Below are 17,482 nucleotides of genomic sequence, written 5' to 3' on the forward strand. Positions count from 1 at the left end.
ATCCACACCCACCCGAACCAAGGAGCACACCCATGAATGCCCCCAACGACCTGAAATGGGCCGCGAAATACCCCGACCTCGGCACCGGCCCGATCCCGGTCGAACCCTGCATCTCGCCGGAGTTCTTCGAGCAGGAACGCCAGAAGGTCTTCCTCAAGAGCTGGCTGAAGGTCGGCCGCGTCGAGGAGATCGCCAAGACCGGTGACTACAAGGTCAAGAAGCTCGCCTTCGCCAAGACCTCGGTGATCCTCATGCGCGGCAAGGACGGTCAGATCCGCGGCTTCCACAACACCTGTTCGCACCGCGGCAACAAGGTCGTCGTCGAGACCGGCGAGGAGACCTTCGGCCGCAACAAGGCCGCGGTGGTCACCTGCCGCTTCCACGGCTGGGTGTATGACGCGGGCGGCAAGATCGTCCAGGTACCCGAAGCCAACAAGTTCTCCGCCGATTTCGACAAGGACAAGAACGGCCTCACCCCGGTGCACACCGACGTGTGGGAAGGCTTCATCTTCGTCAATCTCGACCCCTCCGAGAACGTCACCCCGCTGGCCGAGTTCCTGGGCGGCATCGGCACCCACCTGTCCGGCTTCCCGTATGGCGAGCTGTCCCAGTGCTTCAGCTACCACACCTACCTGGACTGCAACTGGAAGGTCGCCCACGACGCCTTCGCCGAGGCCTACCACGTGGCCACCATCCACGCCGGCTCCTTCCCCAACGTGTTCTCGTCGGGCCTGCAGAACGTCGAGCTGTTCGGGCCCCACCGCACCACCGCGATCTGCCTGTCCCTCAACGCCGAGCCAACCCCGGTCGCCAAGATCGCCAACGCGCTGGCCACCGGCTCGCTGGTCGCCCAGCGTGGCGCCTCGATGCTGCCGCCGACGGTGAACCCGGATCGCCGCGACGACTTCTCCTTCGAGCTGTCGGTGCTCTTCCCCAACCTGCTGCTGCACGTGTCGGAAGGCATCTGGTTCACCCACCAGTTCTGGCCCATCGCCCACAACAAGACCCTGTGGGAAGGCAAGTACTACGTCCGCCCGGCCAAGACCAACAGCCAGCGCTGGGCCCTGGAGCACGCCCAGTGCCTGCAGCGCAACGCCTGGCTGGAAGACACTGCGACGATGGAAGACACCCAGACCGCCCTCGAATCCGGCGCCAAGCAGGTGATGTACCTGCAGGACGACGAAATCCTGATCCGCCACGGCTACCACGCCCTCGAAGCCTACATGCACGCCAAGTAAGGAACACCGCGATGACCGACCTTTCCCTGCCCAAGTCCTTCGAAGTCCTCGAGCCGCTGGTCGCCACCTGGGCGCTGGCCACCCAGGACGAACGCCAGCAGCGCCGCATCCACAGCAGCCGCGGCGAGCTGCGCGCCTTCTACGAGGCCATGCTGCCGCGCCTGCCGGACATCCTCACCCACGTGGATACCTTCCCCCTCGGCGAGCTGCCGCCGGCTTCGTCGCGCCTGTTCCACCTGGCCCTGTCGCTGGCCGAGGTGGCGCCGCACATCGAGCTCTACGGCGGCGACCCGAAGGTGCCCTACAGCTTCGACGAAGCCCGCTTCGTCGCCGACCACGGCCGCGTCGCCGCGTAAGCGCTCTCGACCATGAAGCCAGCTCCCGATCTCGCCGACCGCCTCACCCGCCTCGAAGACATCGAGGCGATCCGTGCCCTGGTGGCCCGCTATGCCCTCGGCGCCGACCGCAACAACGACCCGGCCATCCTCGGGCCGCTGTTCGCCAAGGACGCCGAATGGGTGTGCGAAGGCTTCGGCCACTACCGGGGCCGCGACGAGATCGCCGCGGAGCTGGCGCGGATCGGCCGCGAGGCCATCCGCTGGTCGCTGCACTACATGGTCTCGCCCCTCGTCGAGCCGTCCCCCGACGGCCGCCGCGCCCGCTGCCACTGGTACCTGTGGGAGCTGGCGCGGGTCGGCGAGGAGGCCGAGGCCCACTGGATCGGCGGCTGGTACGAAAGCCGCCTCAAGAAAGGCAGAAAAGGCTGGCGTTTCACCCACGTCCGCCTGCACCTGAAGCTCCTGAGCCCGCACGCCGACGGCTGGAAGACCCTGCCGGCGGCCGACTGAACCCACACAGATTCCGAGGACCCAATCATGCGCAAGATCTCCATCATCGGTGGCGGCCAGGCCGGCCTGCTGCTCGGTTTCGCCCTCCTCGACAAGGGCTATTCCGTCTCCCTCTACACCGACCGCAGCCCCGAGCAGGTGCTCAACAGCCGCATCCCCAGCACCGCCTTCCTGTTCGAATCCACCCTCGCCACCGAGCGCGAGCTGGGCCTCAACTTCTGGGAAGACCTGGTGCCCTACGGCGAAGGCATGCACGTGGATTTCCGCGGGCCGGACGGCAGCATCGGCCTCACCGTGCAGGGCCGCCTGGGCGACCTGCAGGGCCAGGCCCTCGACCAGCGCACCAAGTTCTCCCGCTGGCTGCAGGAATTCCCCCGCCGCGGCGGCAAGCTGGTCATCCAGGCCGTGTCGGTGGCCGATCTCGAGAAGATCGCCGCCGAATCCGACCTCACGATGGTCGCCGCCGGCAAGGGCCAGATCAACGCCTTCTTCGCCCGCGACGACGAGCGCAGCGTGCACAGCGCCCCGCCGCGCAACCTCGCCGCGATGCTCCTCACCGGCCCCAAGCTCACCGGCGACCATCCGTGGAAGCGCGTGCCCTTCCGCCCGCTGCGCTTCAACTTCATCGCCGGCGTCGGCGAATACTTCTCGCTGCCCTTCTACACCCACACCCGCGGCGAGTGCCGCAGCTTCCTGTTCGAAGCCATCCCCGGCGGCCCGATGGACCGCTTCCAGGACGCCAAGGACGGCCACGAGCTGCTGGAGATCGCCCGCCAGGTGATCGCCGAGTTCGCCCCGGACGACCTGCACCACATGGAAGGCGCCGAGCTCACCGATGAGGACGCCTGGCTGAAGGGCGCCTTCGTGCCCACCGTGCGTAAACCCATCGGCCAGCTGCCCTCCGGCGCCTGTGTGATGGCCATCGGAGACACCGCGGTGCTCAACGACCCGATCGCCGGCCAGGGCTCCAACAACGCCGCGCGGATGGTGCGCCACCTGGTCGCCCGCATCGTCGCCAACGGCAACGCCGCCTTCGACGCCGCCTGGATGAAGGACACCTTCGAGACCTTCTGGGACGAATCCGCCAGCTACACCACCGCCTTCACCAACGCCCTGCTCAACCCGCCGGGCGAGCCGGTGATGACCGTGCTTGGCGCCGCCTCCCAGCACCCGCCGGTGGCCGACGCCTTCATGCGCTGCTTCGACAACCCGCGCAACTACTGGCCGTGGATCGCCGATCTCGACGAAGCCCGCCGTTTTGTGGCCGAACGCACGGAGGAACGCTGTGCAGCCTGACACCCACGCCGCCCGCTGGGCGGGGGATGGCCCGAGCGGCGATCCCCAGGCCCTGCGCAAGGCCCTCGGCAGCTTCGCCACCGGCGTGACGGTCGTCACCACCGTCGCGCCGGACGGCAGCCCCGTCGGCCTCACCGCCAGCTCCTTCAACTCGGTGTCGATGGACCCGCCGCTGATCCTGTGGAGCCTCTCCAACCGCTCGCCCAGCCTGGCCGCCTTCACCGAAGGCAGCCACTTTGCGGTGAATGTGCTGACCGACGAGCAGATCGACCTGTGCCACCGCTTCGGACGCCCGGTGGCCGACAAGTTCGCCGGGCTGACGGTGACGCCCGGCGCCGGCGGCGCCCCGCTACTGCCGGGCGCGGCGGCGCAGTTTGAATGCGCGCTGGAAGCCGTCTATCCCGGCGGCGACCACCAGATCCTGCTCGGCCGGGTGCTGCGCTTCCGCTGGAGCGAGCGCACGCCGCTGCTGTTCTGCCGCGGCAAGCTCGGCGCCGCCCTGCCCGCCGAACCGGCGATGGCCGGCTGATTGCCGGCCGTGAGGAGTAAGGAGTGAGGGGTGAGGAGGTCGGGCTGAGACCTCGTGCGCTGACGCTGGGGCGCACAGGCGACTGAATCGTTCCCTCACACCTCGCCCCAGAGTTGAAACAACAAGACATCAAGGAACCGACATGAGAGGACTCAAGGACAAGGTGGTGATCGTCAGCGGCGGCGCCACCCTCATCGGCGCCGCCATCGCCCGGGCCTTCGTGGCCGAGGGGGCGAAGGTGGTCATCGCCGACATCGACAGCACCGGCGGCATGACGCTCGTGGCCGAGCTGGGCGAGACCACCCGCTTCGTCGCCACCGACGTGAGCCGCGACGCCGACATCGACACCTGCGTGCAGGCCACGATAAAGGCCTTCGGGCGCATCGACTGTCTGGTGAACGTGGCCGCCATTTACGCCGACAACGGCCCCGCCTCGCCACGGGAAGACTGGGAGAAGGCCTTCGCGGTGAATGTGTTCGGCGCGGCGATGTTCCTGCGCGCCTGCCGGCCCCACATGGCCCGCGGCAGCGCGGTGATCAACTTCGGCTCCACCAGCGCCGGCGTGGCCCAGGCCGGGCGGTGGACCTACCCGGCCACCAAGGCCGCGGTGCTGCAACTTACCCGCAGCGCGGCGCTCGATCTCGCCGCCGACGGCATCCGGGTGAACGCCGTGTCGCCGGGCTGGACGTGGTCCGGCATCCTCGACCAGATCTCCGGCGGCGACCGCGACAAGGTGAACACCGTCGCCCGCCCCTTCCACATGCTCGGACGCATTGGCGATCCGGCCGAAGTGGCCGACGCGGTGCTGTTCCTCGCCTCCGACCACGCCCGCTTCATCACCGGCAGCAACCTGCCGGTAGATGGCGGCTACGCGGCGCTCGGCCCCGAGCAGGCCACTTCCCCCATCTCGGAGCTGCTGTCATGACCCGCCTGCCCCTGCGCCTCACCCTTCTCGCTGCCGCGCTCGCCACCAGCCTGCCGGCCCTCGCCGCCAACGGCACCATGCCCCACGGCTACGGCATCAAGGCCCAGGGCATGGGCGGCGCGTCCATCGCCCTGCCCCAGGATGCCCTGGCCGCCGCCAACAACCCGGCGGGCATGGCGCTGGTCGGCAACCGACTCGACCTGGGCCTCGCGGTGGTGATGCCCAAGCCCGCCTCCACCTTCGGCGGCACCGACTTCGACGGCGACGGCGTGAAGGCCATCCCGATCCCCGAGTTCGGCTACAACCGCATGCTCGACAGCCGCCAGTCCGTCGGCGTATCGGTGTACGGCAACGGCGTGACCACCAAGTACGACACCAACATCCTCGGCGGCCCCGGCAGCGGCAAGGACGGCGCCAAGCTGATGCAGGTGATCGTGTCGCCGACCTACGCGGTCAAGCTCTCCGACACCCAGGCCGTCGGCGTGTCGCTCGACCTCGCCTACCAGCGCTTCCGCGTGGATGGCGTGCCCGACGCCACCGGCCAGGAAGGCCAGGGCACCGAGACCTCGATGGGCGCCGGCTTCAAGCTCGGCTGGACCGGCCAGGTAAGCGAGAAGGTGACCCTCGGCGCCATGTACGCGGCGCGGATGCGCATGGGCAAGCTCGACGCCTACCGCAACCTGCTCGCCCACAACGGCGAGTTCGACGTACCCGAGCGCTACGGCGTGGGCATCGCTGTGCGGCCGGTGGAGGGCGTGGTGATCGCCGCCGACCTGATGCGGGTGAACTGGGGCGACATCAAGTCGCTGGGCAACGCGCTCACCGACGCCCAGGCGGGCTTTGGCTGGCACAGCCAGACCATCAGCCGCATCGGCGCCAGCTGGCAGGCCACCCCGGCGCTGCAGGTGCGGGGCGGCTTCAGCCACGGCACCCAGATCGTCGCCGGCAAGGACACCACCCTCAACTATCTGGCGCCCGTCACGCCCCAGAACCACGTGACCGCTGGCGCCACCTGGACGCTCCCCGACCGCAGCGAGCTGTCGGTGGTGTACGCCCGCGTGCTGGGCGAGGAAGTGAAGGGCACCGGCCCCAGCGCCGGCGTCGATGTGCGCATGTCGCAAAACTGGATCGGCGCCGCCTACGCCTGGAAGTGGTAACCCGGCCGGCCGGGCTTCGGCCCGGCCCACGACGACAAGAAAGGACATCCCCATGAAACAGCTCTGCTCCACCCGCGACGTGCCCGCCGGCGGCTGCCACCGCATCGAACTCACCGACCGTCCGCCCCTGGCCGTGTTCAACCTCGACGGCCGCTTCTACGTCACCGACGACACCTGCACCCACGGCGACGCGTCCCTGTGCGACGGCGAGATCGACTGCGACGACGGCGTGGTTGAGTGCCCCTACCACCAGGGCGCCTTCGAGATCGCCACCGGCCGCCCGGCCGGCGCGCCGTGCTCGATCCCGCTGCGCGTGTATCGCGTCGAGGTGAAGGACGAGGCCATCTACGCCGCCATCGACGAGACGGAGGCCGCATGTCCGTGATCACCCTGAATGACGGCGAGGCCGTCTTCGACTGCGCCGAGGGCGACACCCTGCTCCGCGCGGGCCTGCGCGCCGGGCTGGCGCTGCCCTACGAGTGCGGCGTGGGCGCCTGCGGCTGCTGCCGCTGCGAGGTGACCGCCGGCGAGGTGGCCAACCTGTGGCCCGAGGCGCCGGGCCTCTCCGACCGTGACCGCCGCAAGGGTCGCGTGCTGGCCTGCCAGAGCCTGCCGGCCGGCGACGTCCACCTCAAGCTGCGCCTGCCACCCCAGCCGGAGCCGGCGATCCGCCCGGTGCGCCACCGCGCCACCCTCGTCGCCAGCCGGCAGATCACCCACGACATCCGCGAGTTCGTGCTGCGCACCGACGCCCCGGCGGATTTCCGCCCCGGCCAGTACGCCCTGCTGGCCCTGCCCGGCCTCGACCGGGAGCGCGCCTACTCCATGGCCAACCTGCCCAACGGGGCGGGCGAATGGCACTTCCGCATCCGCAAGGTGGCCGGCGGCGGCGCGTCCACCACGCTGTTCGAGCGTCTCGCCGTGGGCGCCAGCGTCGGCCTCGACGGCCCCTACGGCCTCGCCCACCTGCGCACCGACAGCCCGCGGGACATCGTGTGCATCGCCGGTGGATCGGGCCTCGCGCCGATGCTGTCGGTCGCCCGCGGCGTGGCGGCCGATCCGGCGCTCGCCGGCCGGCGGGTGGATTTCTTCTACGGCGGACGCACCCCGTCCGACCTGTGCGGCGAGGCCGATCTGGCGGCCCTACCCGGCTTTGGCGAGACGATCCGCTACCACGCCGCGGTGTCGGACCCGGACGCCGCCGCCCGCGGTGGCTTGCGCGGCCCGGTGGGCCCGGTGCATCAGCTGGCCGAAGCGGTGCTGGGCGAACGGCTCACCGAGGCCGAGTTCTACCTCGCCGGCCCGCCGCCGATGGTCGAGGCCGTCCAGCAGCTGCTGCAGGTCACCCACCGCCTGCCGCCCGAGCGCATCCACTTCGACCGGTTCTTCTGAGCGATGGACATCGACACCCTCATCGGCACCATTGCCGGCTGCCTCAGCACCGCCGCGTTCGTGCCCCAGGCCTGGCAGATCTGGAAGACCAAAAGCGCGCGGGACGTGTCGTGGGCGATGTACGCGGTGCTGATCGCCGGCGTGGCCCTGTGGATCGTCTATGGCCTGCGCCGCGGCGCGCTGCCGCTGGTGCTCACCAACGGGGTGATCCTGGCGGTGGCGCTGGTGATCCTGGCGATGAAGCGCAGGTTCGGCGACGGCGCCAGCTAGGAGCGGGTGGTCAGCACCCGCGCGGCCTGGTCGTACAGGCCGATGAAGTGGCTCATCACCTTGGTGGCGCCGCGGAGCTGCTCGCGCAGCTGCTCCATCTCCTCGGCCGGGGCCAGCACCAGATCACGCCGGCGGGCCACGAAGGCGGCCACCACCTCGCGACCGTCCTCGGTGGTGCGGTAGGTGGTGCCGCGGGCCGAGCGGTCGCTGGCCTTCTCGATGAGCCCGGCCTTCAGCAGCTTGCGCACGCTGTACTGGATGTTGGCCAGGTCGTCCCGGTTCATGAAGCGGCTGATGTCCGACAGGCTCTTGGGCCGGTCGAGGGTCTGGATGATGTGCAGCACCATGTTGTCCTGCCCGGAGAAGCTCGCCTCGTCCGACACCCCGGCCAGCCCCTGCATGTTGTAACGCCCGAAGGCTTCGCACAGGCAGATCAGGGCATGCTCGAACTCGGCCACCACCCGCTCGGCGTCGGAGGCGGCCAGATGCCAGGGCTGCGCCGCCACCGCGTCTTGGGCGGGCGCATCATCGACGGCATCGGGGGTGGCAGTGCGTCTTGCGGTCACGGCGGGGCACTCAATCGGTTGGAACAGGCCAGAATCTAACCCAGATCCGGCCCGCCCGCAGGCCACCCCATCGGCCTACGACGAAAGGCGTAGATCGCAGGGCGGCCTCACCGGCCCCGGGGGCCCTGCCAGAATGGCAAAAATATGCCTGTATCCGTTTGATCTTCAGGCGATGGCGCTATAACATTCCGGCCTCATATTGTTAAAAAACGTTGCCGGACGAATCGCATACTCAGGGCAGATCGTGGAAGGATCCATGAAGCCGCAGCATCTCACCCCAGTCATCGCTCTTTCCTGCGCGCTCGCCCACGCCGACGCGCCGCCATCGGCTTCCGGCGACATCACGAACCTTCCCCTCAGCGGTTTTGTCGAGGCCACCAGCCTCGAACAGCTCGCCGATCTGGTGGTCACCGATACCAAGCTCGGCCAGACTCCGGATTCCGTCACCCAGCGCATCGTCGTCCTCAAGAGCGACGAGATCGCGCGCCTGCCCACGCCCAACGGCAACCTGGCCGAGCTGATGCGCCACACCTCCGGCCAGTTCGTCAATGTGCTGTCCCGCAACGATTCCAACTGGGGCTCGTACGCCGGCCTCGGGCCCAAGTACAACAGCTACCTCCTCGACGGCCTGCCGATCGACGCCTTCGCCGACGCCATGAGCCTCGACAGCTCGGCCATCGAGCGCATCGAGATCCACAAGGGCCCGGCCTCGGTGCTGTACTCCAACTACCTGACGATGGATTTCGTCGGCAACGAGGCGCCGCTGGCCGGCACCACCAACTTCGTGCTGAAGAACCGCGTGGACACCCCGCTCACCCGCTTCGCCGCCGGCTTCGGCTCGTGGGGCACCCGCGCCGCACGGGCCTACACCCAGGGCGCCAGCGGCCAGCTCAGCTACATCGTGAGCGCCAGCCACGAGCTCGCCGACTACCGCCAGTACGGCAACCCGGGCTCGTGGCTGCAGACCACCAGCCGGCCCCACTACGAGAAGGACCGGGTCTTCACCAACCTGTCCTACGCCCTGGGCCGGCCCGACCACACGATCAGCCTGTATTACCAGTACACCGCCCACCAGGGCACCATGGGCCGCCCGAACCGGGATTTCGACCACACCCACAACACCTTCAACTTCGCCTACAACAACGCCATCAACGACGACTGGCACCTCCAGTTCAAGTACGGCGAACGCCACTACGATCGACGCTTTTCCCACGACGACTACCCGTCCAGCCTCGCTCTGGTCAATCGCGACCTCAACCGCCAGACCATCCGCCCGGCCGACCTGACCGCCAGCTACCGCCTCGCCCGGGATTCGCTGCTCACCCTGGGCGTCGATGGCCAGTGGGTCGACTACGCAACCGAAACCCGCAGCCCCGCCGGCGCCACCACACCCGCCAACCGGGCCGAGGCCCGCTCCACCGGCTACTTCATCCAGGAAAAGCTGCGCTGGAACGACTGGGTGCTGCGCGCCGGCCTGCGCCGCAACACCATCCACCACGACTACGCGCTGCTGGGCGGCAACGCGCCCACCACCACCAGCGCCGCCTGGAGCAAGAACCTCTGGAGCGTCGGGGCGCGCTACAACCTGTCGCCCGGGCTCGCCTTCTACGGCAACGCCGGCTCCAGCTTCATGGTGCCCACCGCCAAGCAGATCGGCGGCACGGTGCCCACGCCCGGCGCCAGCGGCGAGCTGCCCAACCCGGCCCTGCGCCCCGAAAGCGGCATCGGCCGCGACCTGGGCGTCGACTGGCAGGCCACGTCCGCCCTGCACCTGAACCTGCGCGGTTTCGTGAACACCATCAGCGACGCCATCGTCACCAACATCGTCAGCGCCGTGCCCTCCCAGGTGCGCTCTGAAAACGCCGGCGGCGCCCGCTCGGCCGGCTTCGAGCTGGATTCCCGCTACGCCCTCGGCGCCGGCCTCACCGCCTTCGCCAACCTCACCCACACCCGCACCCGGATCAGTGACAACCTCAACCCCGGCAACGACGGCAGCCAGATCCCCTTCGCGCCGGATCGCCTCGCCAACGCCGGGCTGGTCGTCCCGCTCCCCGGCGAACTCGTCGTGGCGGCCTATTACCACTGGGTCGGCCGGTACTACGACAGCACCGACCGAGCCAGCCGGCAGTCCTTCGGCAACTACGGGGTGATCAACCTGCGCGCCCAGAAGGTGCTCTCCCGCACGGCCGGCTACACCGCGCTCGCCACCGCCGACCTGAACAACCTCACCGATCGCCAGTACCGCATGCCTTTCGACTTCCGCGATCCGGGCATCAGCGGGTTTGCCGGCGTCGAAGTGCGCTACTGATCACCGCGGCCGCCACGCGATGCGCGCATCTGCCTCCCGATCACGCCGCAGCCCGTTCGTCCTGGGCTGGCTGCTGAGCCTGCTGCTGGCCTTCGCCCACGCCCCGGCCTGGGCCGCCGGTGAGCTCGAAGCCAAGATCAAGGCCGCCTACGTGTTTCACGTGCTCAAGTTCGTCGACTGGCCCCAGGCCGGCAGCGAACCCCTGCGCCTGTGCGTCGCCGGCACCGACGCCGTGGGCCAGCTCCTCGCCGAGCTCTCCGGCAAGCAGATCAAGGATCGCAGCCTGCGGGTCGACATGGACCCGGGCGCCGATCTCGCGGGCTGCAACGCCCTCTACATCGGCCGCTCCGAACGCCGCTGGCACGACATCCTCGGCCGGCTGCGGGGCAGCGTTCTCACCATCAGCGACGTGGACGGCTTCGCCTCGGCGGGCGGCATCGTCGGCTTCTTCTCCGACAACGGGCGGATCAAGCTCGACATCAACCCCGACGCGGCCCGCCAGGCCAACCTCAAGATCAGCGCCAAGCTGCTCGAACTGGCAAGAACGGTGCAATGATGCGGCCCTCAACCGACAGGCGCGGCTTCCTCGACCGCATGCAGATCAAGACCAAGCTGGTCCTGCTCATCGTGCTGACCAGCGTGGTCGCACTGATCGTCCAGGCCGCCGGCTTCGTGGCCTACGAACGGATGCGCGTCACCGACCAGCTGATCGGCGACCTCTCCTCCCTCGCCCGGATCGTCGCCAACCGCAGCACCGCTGCCCTCATCTTCAACGACGACAAGGTCGTGGGCGAAACCCTCACCGCCCTGAAGGTCAAGCGGGCCATCGTCGCCGCCTGCGTCTACGACGCCGACGGACGCGTCTTCGCCCGCTACGACAGCGGCGAGGAGCGCCCCTTCCGCTTCCCGCCCCCCGCCACCGCTGGCGGCACGGTCATTGAAGACGGCTACCTGCATCTCACCGAGCCGGTCATCGAGGACGGCGTACAGCTGGGCACCGTATTCATCCGCGCCAGCTTTGCCGAGCTCAACCAGCTGTGGCGCGACTACCTGCTGTTCGCCGGGCTGATCGCCCTGGCGGTGTCCTTCATCGCCCTGCTGGCCGCCACCCGCTGGCAGCGCGTCGTCGCCGGGCCGATCGAGCGCCTCACCCGCACCGTCAAGACGATCTCCACCAACAAGGACTACCGCCTGCGGGCCAGCGCCGAGAGCGAGGACGAGGTGGGCACCCTGGTGGATGTCTTCAACGGCATGCTCGACGCCATCGAGGAGCGCAACCAGGCCCTCATCGACAGCAACCACCGGCTGTCCGACAACGAAGCCCAGCTCAAGCTCGCCAACGAAGAACTCGAAGAACGGGTGCGGGCCCGCACCGCCGAGCTCCAGGCCCTGTTCGACTCGGCCAGCGTCGGCATCGTGCTGGTGCGCGACGGCGCCATCACCCACCAGAACCGGCGCATGGACGAGATGTTCGGCCTCGGCGACGTCACCGCCAGCGAACTCGCCAGCCTGTGGCGCAGCGGCCCGGAAGGCGCCGAGGTCGAGGCAGCCCTGGCCCGGGGCGAGACGATCCGCCGCGAGCTGGAAATCCCCCAGCCCGAGGCCGGCCGGATGTGGGTGCGCATGTCGGCCCGGGTGATCGACGCCGCCGACCCGTCCCGCGGCATGGTGGGCGTCGTCGAGGACATCACCGCCGAGCGCGCCGCGATGGACGAAATGATCCGCGCCAGGACCCTCGCCGAGGACGCCTCGCGGATGAAGTCCGAGTTCCTCGCCACCATGAGCCACGAGATCCGCACCCCGATGAACGCCATCATCGGCATGCTCTACCTGGCCCTCAAGAGCGAGCTGCCGCCCGGCCTCTCCAACTACCTCTCCAAGGCCCAGGGCGCCGCCCATTCGCTGCTGGGCATCATCAACGACATCCTCGACTTCTCGAAGATCGAGGCCGGCAAGCTCGAGATCGAATCCATCGAGTTCGGCCTCGACGCGGTGCTCGAACAGCTCAAGGACACCATCGTCCTGCAGGCCGAACAGAAGGGCATCGAGTTCCTGATCCGCTACGACGTGACCATCCCGCCGGTGCTGGTGGGCGACCCGCTGCGCCTCGGCCAGATCATGCTCAACCTGTGCAGCAACGCGGTCAAATTCACCGAGAAGGGCGAAGTCGAACTCGCCTTCCGCTGCATCGAGGCCACCGACACCGACCTCACCCTGCACTTCTCGATCCGCGACACCGGCATCGGCATGACGCCCGAGCTCGTCAGCCGGCTGTTCCAGAAATTCACCCAGGCCGACCAGACCACCACCCGCCGCTTCGGCGGCACCGGCCTCGGCCTCGCCATCAGCAAGCACCTGGTCGAGCTGATGGACGGGCGGATCTGGATCGAGGAATCCGTCCCCGGCAAGGGCACCACGGTGTGCTGCACCGTGCATCTCAAGGTCTCGCCCGAAGCCCGCACCCACCGCCAGCGCCTCGTCGAGAAGGCCGGCCCGCTGCTCGCCGGCATCCACGTGCTGGTGGTGGACGACAACGAGGTCTCGCGGGAGATCGTTGCCGAGATGCTGCGTTTCTTCCACCTGGAAGTCAGCGTCGCCTCCAACGGCCCCACCGCGATGGCCATGCTCCAGGCCGCCGACCCACCCTTCGACATCGTGCTGATGGACTGGCGCATGCCGATGATGAACGGCGATGAAGTCACCCGGCGCATCCAGGCCAACCCGGCCATCCAGCACAAGCCGAAGATCGTGATGATCACCGCCTACGGCCGCGAGGACGTCATCCGCGCCTCCGAGCAGGCCGGCGCCGACGCCTTCCTGGTCAAGCCGGTGTCGCCGTCGATGCTCCTCGACACCATCCTCACCAGCCTCGGCCGCGGGCGCATTCTCGAAGAGCGGCGCGCCAGCGCCCTGCGCCCGGGCAGCTGCGATCTGCGCGGCGCGCGCCTGCTGCTGGTCGAAGACAACGACATCAACCGCGAATTCGCCACCGAGCTGCTGCGCAGCATGAACACCGTGGTCGATTCCGCCGTGAATGGCGCCGAGGCCGTCGCAATGGTCCGCGAAAACGCCTACGCGGCAGTACTGATGGACATCCACATGCCAGTGATGGACGGCCTCGAAGCCGCCCGGCAGATCCGCGCCCTGGGCAATCAGCCCGGCGGCGAACGCTTCCGCGATCTGCCGATCATCGCCATGACCGCCCTGGCGATGGCCCACGACGAGCAGCGCAGCCTCGCCGCCGGCATGAACGACCACATCACCAAGCCCGTGGCGCCGGATCGCCTGCAGGCCGCCCTCGCCCGCTGGCTCCAGATTCCCCAGACCGCCCAGCTGCTGCCCGCCAGCACCAGCAACCTCGATGACGACCTGCACCGCCTGACCACCATCGACTGCGAGCAGGGCGTGCGCCGCATCGGTGGCGACCAGGGCGCCTACCGCAAGCAGCTCCTGCGCTTCCGGGCCCGCTACGCCGGCGCCGCCGACACCCTCGCCACGATGATCGACGAGCGCCCCCTGCGGGAAGCCGAGGAGTTCTGCCACGCCCTCAAGGGCGTCTGCGGCAACATCGGCGCCGACGCCCTGTTCGCCTGCGTGACCGACATCGACAACCAGCTCAAGCAGGAGACCCGCCCCGAGCCCGCCGACCTGACCCGGATGGCCCGGCTGCTGGGCGAGGTGATGGCCGACATCGAGCGCCTCGAAACCCCGCCGGAAGCCGCACCATCCGCCGCCAGCATGGAGCCTGCAGAGGCAGGCCAACAGGTGGCACAATTGATCGAATTACTGGAATCCGATCTGGGCGCTGCCCAGGCGGTCATGACGACGCTGCGCGCAGGCGTCGCCGGCACGGCCGTGGAGGCCGTCATCCGCGAGATCGCCGAGAAGCTCGATCTCTTCGAGATCGACGAAGCCATCGCCCTGCTCAAGAGCCTGCACGCTGAACTGGCCGGCCCGCCATGAACGAGACCCCCGCCGCACCCGCCGACAAGAACCACAAGCCGCGCATCCTCATCGTCGATGACGTGCACGAGAACCTGCACGTGCTGGTCGGCATCCTGCGCAATGATTTTGCCGTCGTCGTCGCCACCTCCGGCCCCAAGGCCCTCGAGCTGGCCACCCGCCAGCCGGCCCCCGAGCTGATCCTCCTCGACATCCGGATGCCCGGGATGGACGGCTACGAGGTGCTCCACCGCCTCAAGTCCGATCCCGCCACCGCCGACATCCCGGTGATCTTCGTCACCGCCCTGGCCGAAACCGCCGACGAAGCCGTCGGCCTGCGCCTGGGCGCCGCCGACTACGTCACCAAGCCGGTCAATCCCGAGCTCCTGCTGCTGCGCGTGCGCAACCAGCTCGAACTGCGCTGCCACCGCCGCAAGACCGCCGCCGGCAACGGTGCCGAAGCCGTGCTGCGCGCCGAGAAGTCCACCCTGCTGCTGGTGGACGACATCCCCGAGAACCTCCACGGCCTGTCCACCGCGCTCCACGAAGACTACCGAATCATGGTGGCCGCCAACGGCCAGCGCGCGGTCGAACTGGCCACCGGCCCCAACCCGCCCGATCTGGTGCTCCTTGACATCATCATGCCGGGCATGGACGGCTACGAGGTGTGCCGGCGGATCAAGTCCAGCCCCAGCGGCGGCCGCATCCCGGTGATCTTCGTCACCGTCGCCGACAGCGTGGTGGACAAGCTCCACGGCTTCTCCATCGGCGCCGCCGACTACATCACCAAGCCCTTCGACATCGACGAAGTGCGCGCCCGGGTGCGCACCCACCTGGATCTCAGCCGCCTCCAGCGCTCCCTCGAACAGCTCATCGAAGAGCGCATGGCCTCGCTGCAGGAAGCCAACGAGGCCCTCGCCGAGAGCAAGGAGAAGTACCGCATCCTGGCCGAGTACTCCCCCAACTGGGAATACTGGATCGACCCCCAGGGCCGCTACCTGTACGTCTCGCCAGCCTGCCAGGACGTCTCCGGCTACAGCGCGGTGGATTTCGTCGGCGACCCCGGCCTGATGCGCAAGATCATCCACCCCGACGACCTCCCCATCTGGGACGCCCACGACGAGCAGCAGCCCTCGCCCAGCGGCCACCACCTGCTCAACTTCCGCATCCGCGCCCGGGACGGCTCCGAGCGCTGGATCGAGCACATCTGCCAGCCCGTGGTGGACGCCCGCGGGCGCTTCCTCGGCAGCCGCGGCAGCAACCGCGACATCACCAGCCGGGTCCGCGCCGAAGAAGAACTCCACCTGGCCGCCACGGTGTTCGCCACCACCTCCGAGGCGGTGATGGTGATCGACGCCACCAACCGGGTGCTCACCGTCAACCCGGCCTTCACCGAGATCACCGGCTTCAGCCAGGAAGAAACCGCCGGCCACGAACCCGTGATGCTGCCCGCCGACCCCTCCGACCCGGAGCCCTACCGGCACCTGTGGGCGGCGGTCAACACCACCGGCCGCTGGCAGGGCGAGATCACCAGCCGGCGCAAGGACGGCCGCGAGTTCATCGCCTGGGCCACCGTCAGCACCGTGTATCGCGAGGACGCCTCGGTGCATCGGCGGGTCGTGCTGTTCTCCGACATCACCGAAAAGAAGAAGGTCGACAACCTCATCTGGACCCAGGCCAACTACGACCACCTCACCCGCCTGCCCAACCGCCGCCTGTTCAACGACCGCATGGAGCGCGAGGTGCGCAAGGCCCAGCGCAACGGCACCACGGTCGGCCTGCTGTTCATCGACCTCGACCGCTTCAAGGAGGTCAACGACACCCAGGGCCACGAGATCGGCGACCTGCTCCTCATCGAAGCCGCCAGCCGCATCCGCCAGTGCGTGCGCGACTACGACACCGTGGCCCGGCTGGGCGGCGACGAATTCACCGTGATCCTGTCCGAGCTCCACGGCGGCAGCGAGATCGGCCGGATCGCCCAGGACATCATCGATCGCCTGTCCGAACCCTTCCTCCTCGCCCACCAGGAACACTTCGTCTCGGCCAGCATCGGCATCGCCGTGTTCCCCGAGGACGGCCTCACCATCAGCGAGCTCATCAAGCACGCCGACCAGGCCATGTACCTCGCCAAGGACGCCGGCCGGGGCTGCTTCCGCTTCTTCACCCGGGCGCTCCAGCAAAGCGCCGAGCAGCGCGTGCGCCTCGCCGGCGAGCTGCGCCGGGCGGTCGAGGCCGAACAGCTCGAGGTCTACTACCAGCCCATCGTCGAGCTCGACACCAACCGCGTCACCAAGGCCGAAGCCCTGCTGCGCTGGAAGCACCCCACCCAGGGCACGATCAGCCCGGCGGTGTTCATCCCCGTCGCCGAAGACACCGGGATCATCCACGACCTGGGCGAATGGGTCTTCCGCGAAGTCATCCGCCAGGCCCGCCGCTGGCGCGACACCCTCGGCGAAGACTTCCAGGTGAGCATGAACATGTCGCCGGTGCAGTTCAACGTCAGCGGCCCCAGCTGCCGCCAGTGGGCCGACCTGCTCGCCAGCGGCGACCTGCCCGGCGCCAACCTGGTCATCGAGATCACCGAAGGCCTGCTGATGAACACCGAGCCGGGCATCCTCGACATCCTGCTGCGCTTCCGCGACGCCGGCATCGGCGTGGCCATCGACGACTTCGGCACCGGCTACTCGTCGCTCGCCTACCTCAAGAAGTTCGACATTGACGTGCTCAAGATCGACCAGTCCTTCACCCGCAACCTGAGCCCCGACGCCCCCGACTTCGCCCTCTGCGAAGCCATCGTCGTGATGGCCCACAAGCTGGGCCTGAAGGTCATCGCCGAAGGCGTCGAGACCGAACTCCAGCGCGACCTGCTGCGCCAGATCGGCTGCGACTACGCCCAGGGCTACCTGTATTCCCGCGCGGTGCCGGCCGACCAGTTCGAAGCCTTCTGCTGCGCCTGAGCAGCCCGCCCGCTGCCCCGGCGTGCCACAATCCGCGCCGCCTCCCCGTTTTCG

At 68.8% G+C, this 17,482-nt stretch carries 15 protein-coding genes; 14 read left to right on the top strand and 1 reads right to left on the bottom strand.

Going from position 1 to position 17,482, the window contains the following annotated elements; all coding sequences use genetic code 11:
* Positions 1 to 32 precede the first annotated feature (32 nt).
* The 10 genes from GH681_RS19760 (at position 33) to GH681_RS19805 (ending at position 7,655) form a co-directional block, all read left to right on the top strand.
* The gene (locus tag GH681_RS19760) at positions 33 to 1,238 is read left to right on the top strand and encodes an SRPBCC family protein (RefSeq protein WP_153163266.1); all 1,206 of its coding nucleotides are present in this window, start codon (positions 33 to 35) and stop codon (positions 1,236 to 1,238) included.
* 11 nt (positions 1,239 to 1,249) lie between these two features.
* A complete protein-coding gene (locus GH681_RS19765; protein ID WP_153163267.1) occupies positions 1,250 to 1,594 on the top strand; it encodes a hypothetical protein in 345 nt (114 codons plus the stop codon).
* Positions 1,595 to 1,606: 12 nt separating this feature from the next.
* Positions 1,607 to 2,086 carry a nuclear transport factor 2 family protein gene (locus GH681_RS19770; protein ID WP_153163268.1) on the top strand — a complete coding sequence of 160 codons (480 nt, stop codon included), beginning with the start codon at positions 1,607 to 1,609 and terminating at the stop codon, positions 2,084 to 2,086.
* Positions 2,087 to 2,113: 27 nt separating this feature from the next.
* Entirely contained in the window at positions 2,114 to 3,382 is a 1,269-nt protein-coding gene (locus GH681_RS19775) for a styrene monooxygenase/indole monooxygenase family protein (protein WP_153163269.1), read from the top strand.
* Positions 3,372 to 3,911, top strand: coding sequence for a flavin reductase family protein (locus GH681_RS19780; protein WP_153163270.1), 540 nt, complete (start codon positions 3,372 to 3,374; stop codon positions 3,909 to 3,911). Before GH681_RS19775 ends, GH681_RS19780 begins: the two co-directional genes overlap by 11 nt.
* A 142-nt stretch (positions 3,912 to 4,053) precedes the next feature.
* Positions 4,054 to 4,836, top strand: a complete 783-nt coding sequence (locus GH681_RS19785; RefSeq protein WP_153163271.1) for an SDR family oxidoreductase — start codon at positions 4,054 to 4,056, stop codon at positions 4,834 to 4,836.
* Positions 4,833 to 5,993, top strand: a complete 1,161-nt coding sequence (locus GH681_RS19790) for an OmpP1/FadL family transporter (RefSeq protein ID WP_153163272.1) — start codon at positions 4,833 to 4,835, stop codon at positions 5,991 to 5,993. The genes GH681_RS19785 and GH681_RS19790 overlap by 4 nt, the downstream gene beginning before the upstream one ends.
* Before the next feature lie 52 nt (positions 5,994 to 6,045).
* The gene (locus GH681_RS19795) at positions 6,046 to 6,378 is read left to right on the top strand and encodes a non-heme iron oxygenase ferredoxin subunit (protein WP_153163273.1); all 333 of its coding nucleotides are present in this window, start codon (positions 6,046 to 6,048) and stop codon (positions 6,376 to 6,378) included.
* A complete protein-coding gene (locus GH681_RS19800) occupies positions 6,369 to 7,385 on the top strand; it encodes a 2Fe-2S iron-sulfur cluster-binding protein (protein ID WP_153163274.1) in 1,017 nt (338 codons plus the stop codon). Before GH681_RS19795 ends, GH681_RS19800 begins: the two co-directional genes overlap by 10 nt.
* A 3-nt stretch (positions 7,386 to 7,388) precedes the next feature.
* Positions 7,389 to 7,655 (top strand): SemiSWEET family sugar transporter, encoded by a 267-nt coding sequence (locus tag GH681_RS19805; protein WP_153163275.1) that lies wholly within the window; start codon positions 7,389 to 7,391, stop codon positions 7,653 to 7,655.
* Here GH681_RS19805 and GH681_RS19810 read toward each other — a convergent pair.
* The gene (locus tag GH681_RS19810) at positions 7,652 to 8,221 is read right to left on the bottom strand and encodes a winged helix DNA-binding protein (protein WP_153163276.1); all 570 of its coding nucleotides are present in this window, start codon (positions 8,219 to 8,221) and stop codon (positions 7,652 to 7,654) included. The two genes, GH681_RS19805 and GH681_RS19810, sit on opposite strands and share 4 nt — an antisense overlap.
* A 256-nt stretch (positions 8,222 to 8,477) precedes the next feature.
* On the opposite strand from GH681_RS19810, the gene GH681_RS19815 reads away from it, so the two are divergent.
* From GH681_RS19815 to GH681_RS19830, 4 genes are read left to right on the top strand one after another with little or no spacing between them, the layout of a single operon-like run.
* Positions 8,478 to 10,529, top strand: coding sequence for a TonB-dependent siderophore receptor (locus GH681_RS19815; protein ID WP_153163277.1), 2,052 nt, complete (start codon positions 8,478 to 8,480; stop codon positions 10,527 to 10,529).
* Positions 10,530 to 10,548: 19 nt separating this feature from the next.
* Positions 10,549 to 11,085 carry a YfiR family protein gene (locus GH681_RS19820; protein WP_153163278.1) on the top strand — a complete coding sequence of 179 codons (537 nt, stop codon included), beginning with the start codon at positions 10,549 to 10,551 and terminating at the stop codon, positions 11,083 to 11,085.
* Positions 11,082 to 14,492 carry a response regulator gene (locus tag GH681_RS19825; RefSeq protein ID WP_153163279.1) on the top strand — a complete coding sequence of 1,137 codons (3,411 nt, stop codon included), beginning with the start codon at positions 11,082 to 11,084 and terminating at the stop codon, positions 14,490 to 14,492. Before GH681_RS19820 ends, GH681_RS19825 begins: the two co-directional genes overlap by 4 nt.
* Positions 14,489 to 17,428, top strand: a complete 2,940-nt coding sequence (locus tag GH681_RS19830) for an EAL domain-containing protein (protein WP_153163280.1) — start codon at positions 14,489 to 14,491, stop codon at positions 17,426 to 17,428. Before GH681_RS19825 ends, GH681_RS19830 begins: the two co-directional genes overlap by 4 nt.
* Positions 17,429 to 17,482: the final 54 nt, after the last annotated feature.

Origin of the sequence: Zoogloea sp. 1C4, from assembly GCF_009469605.1 — a bacterium.
GTDB lineage: Bacteria > Pseudomonadota > Gammaproteobacteria > Burkholderiales > Rhodocyclaceae > Zoogloea > Zoogloea oryzae.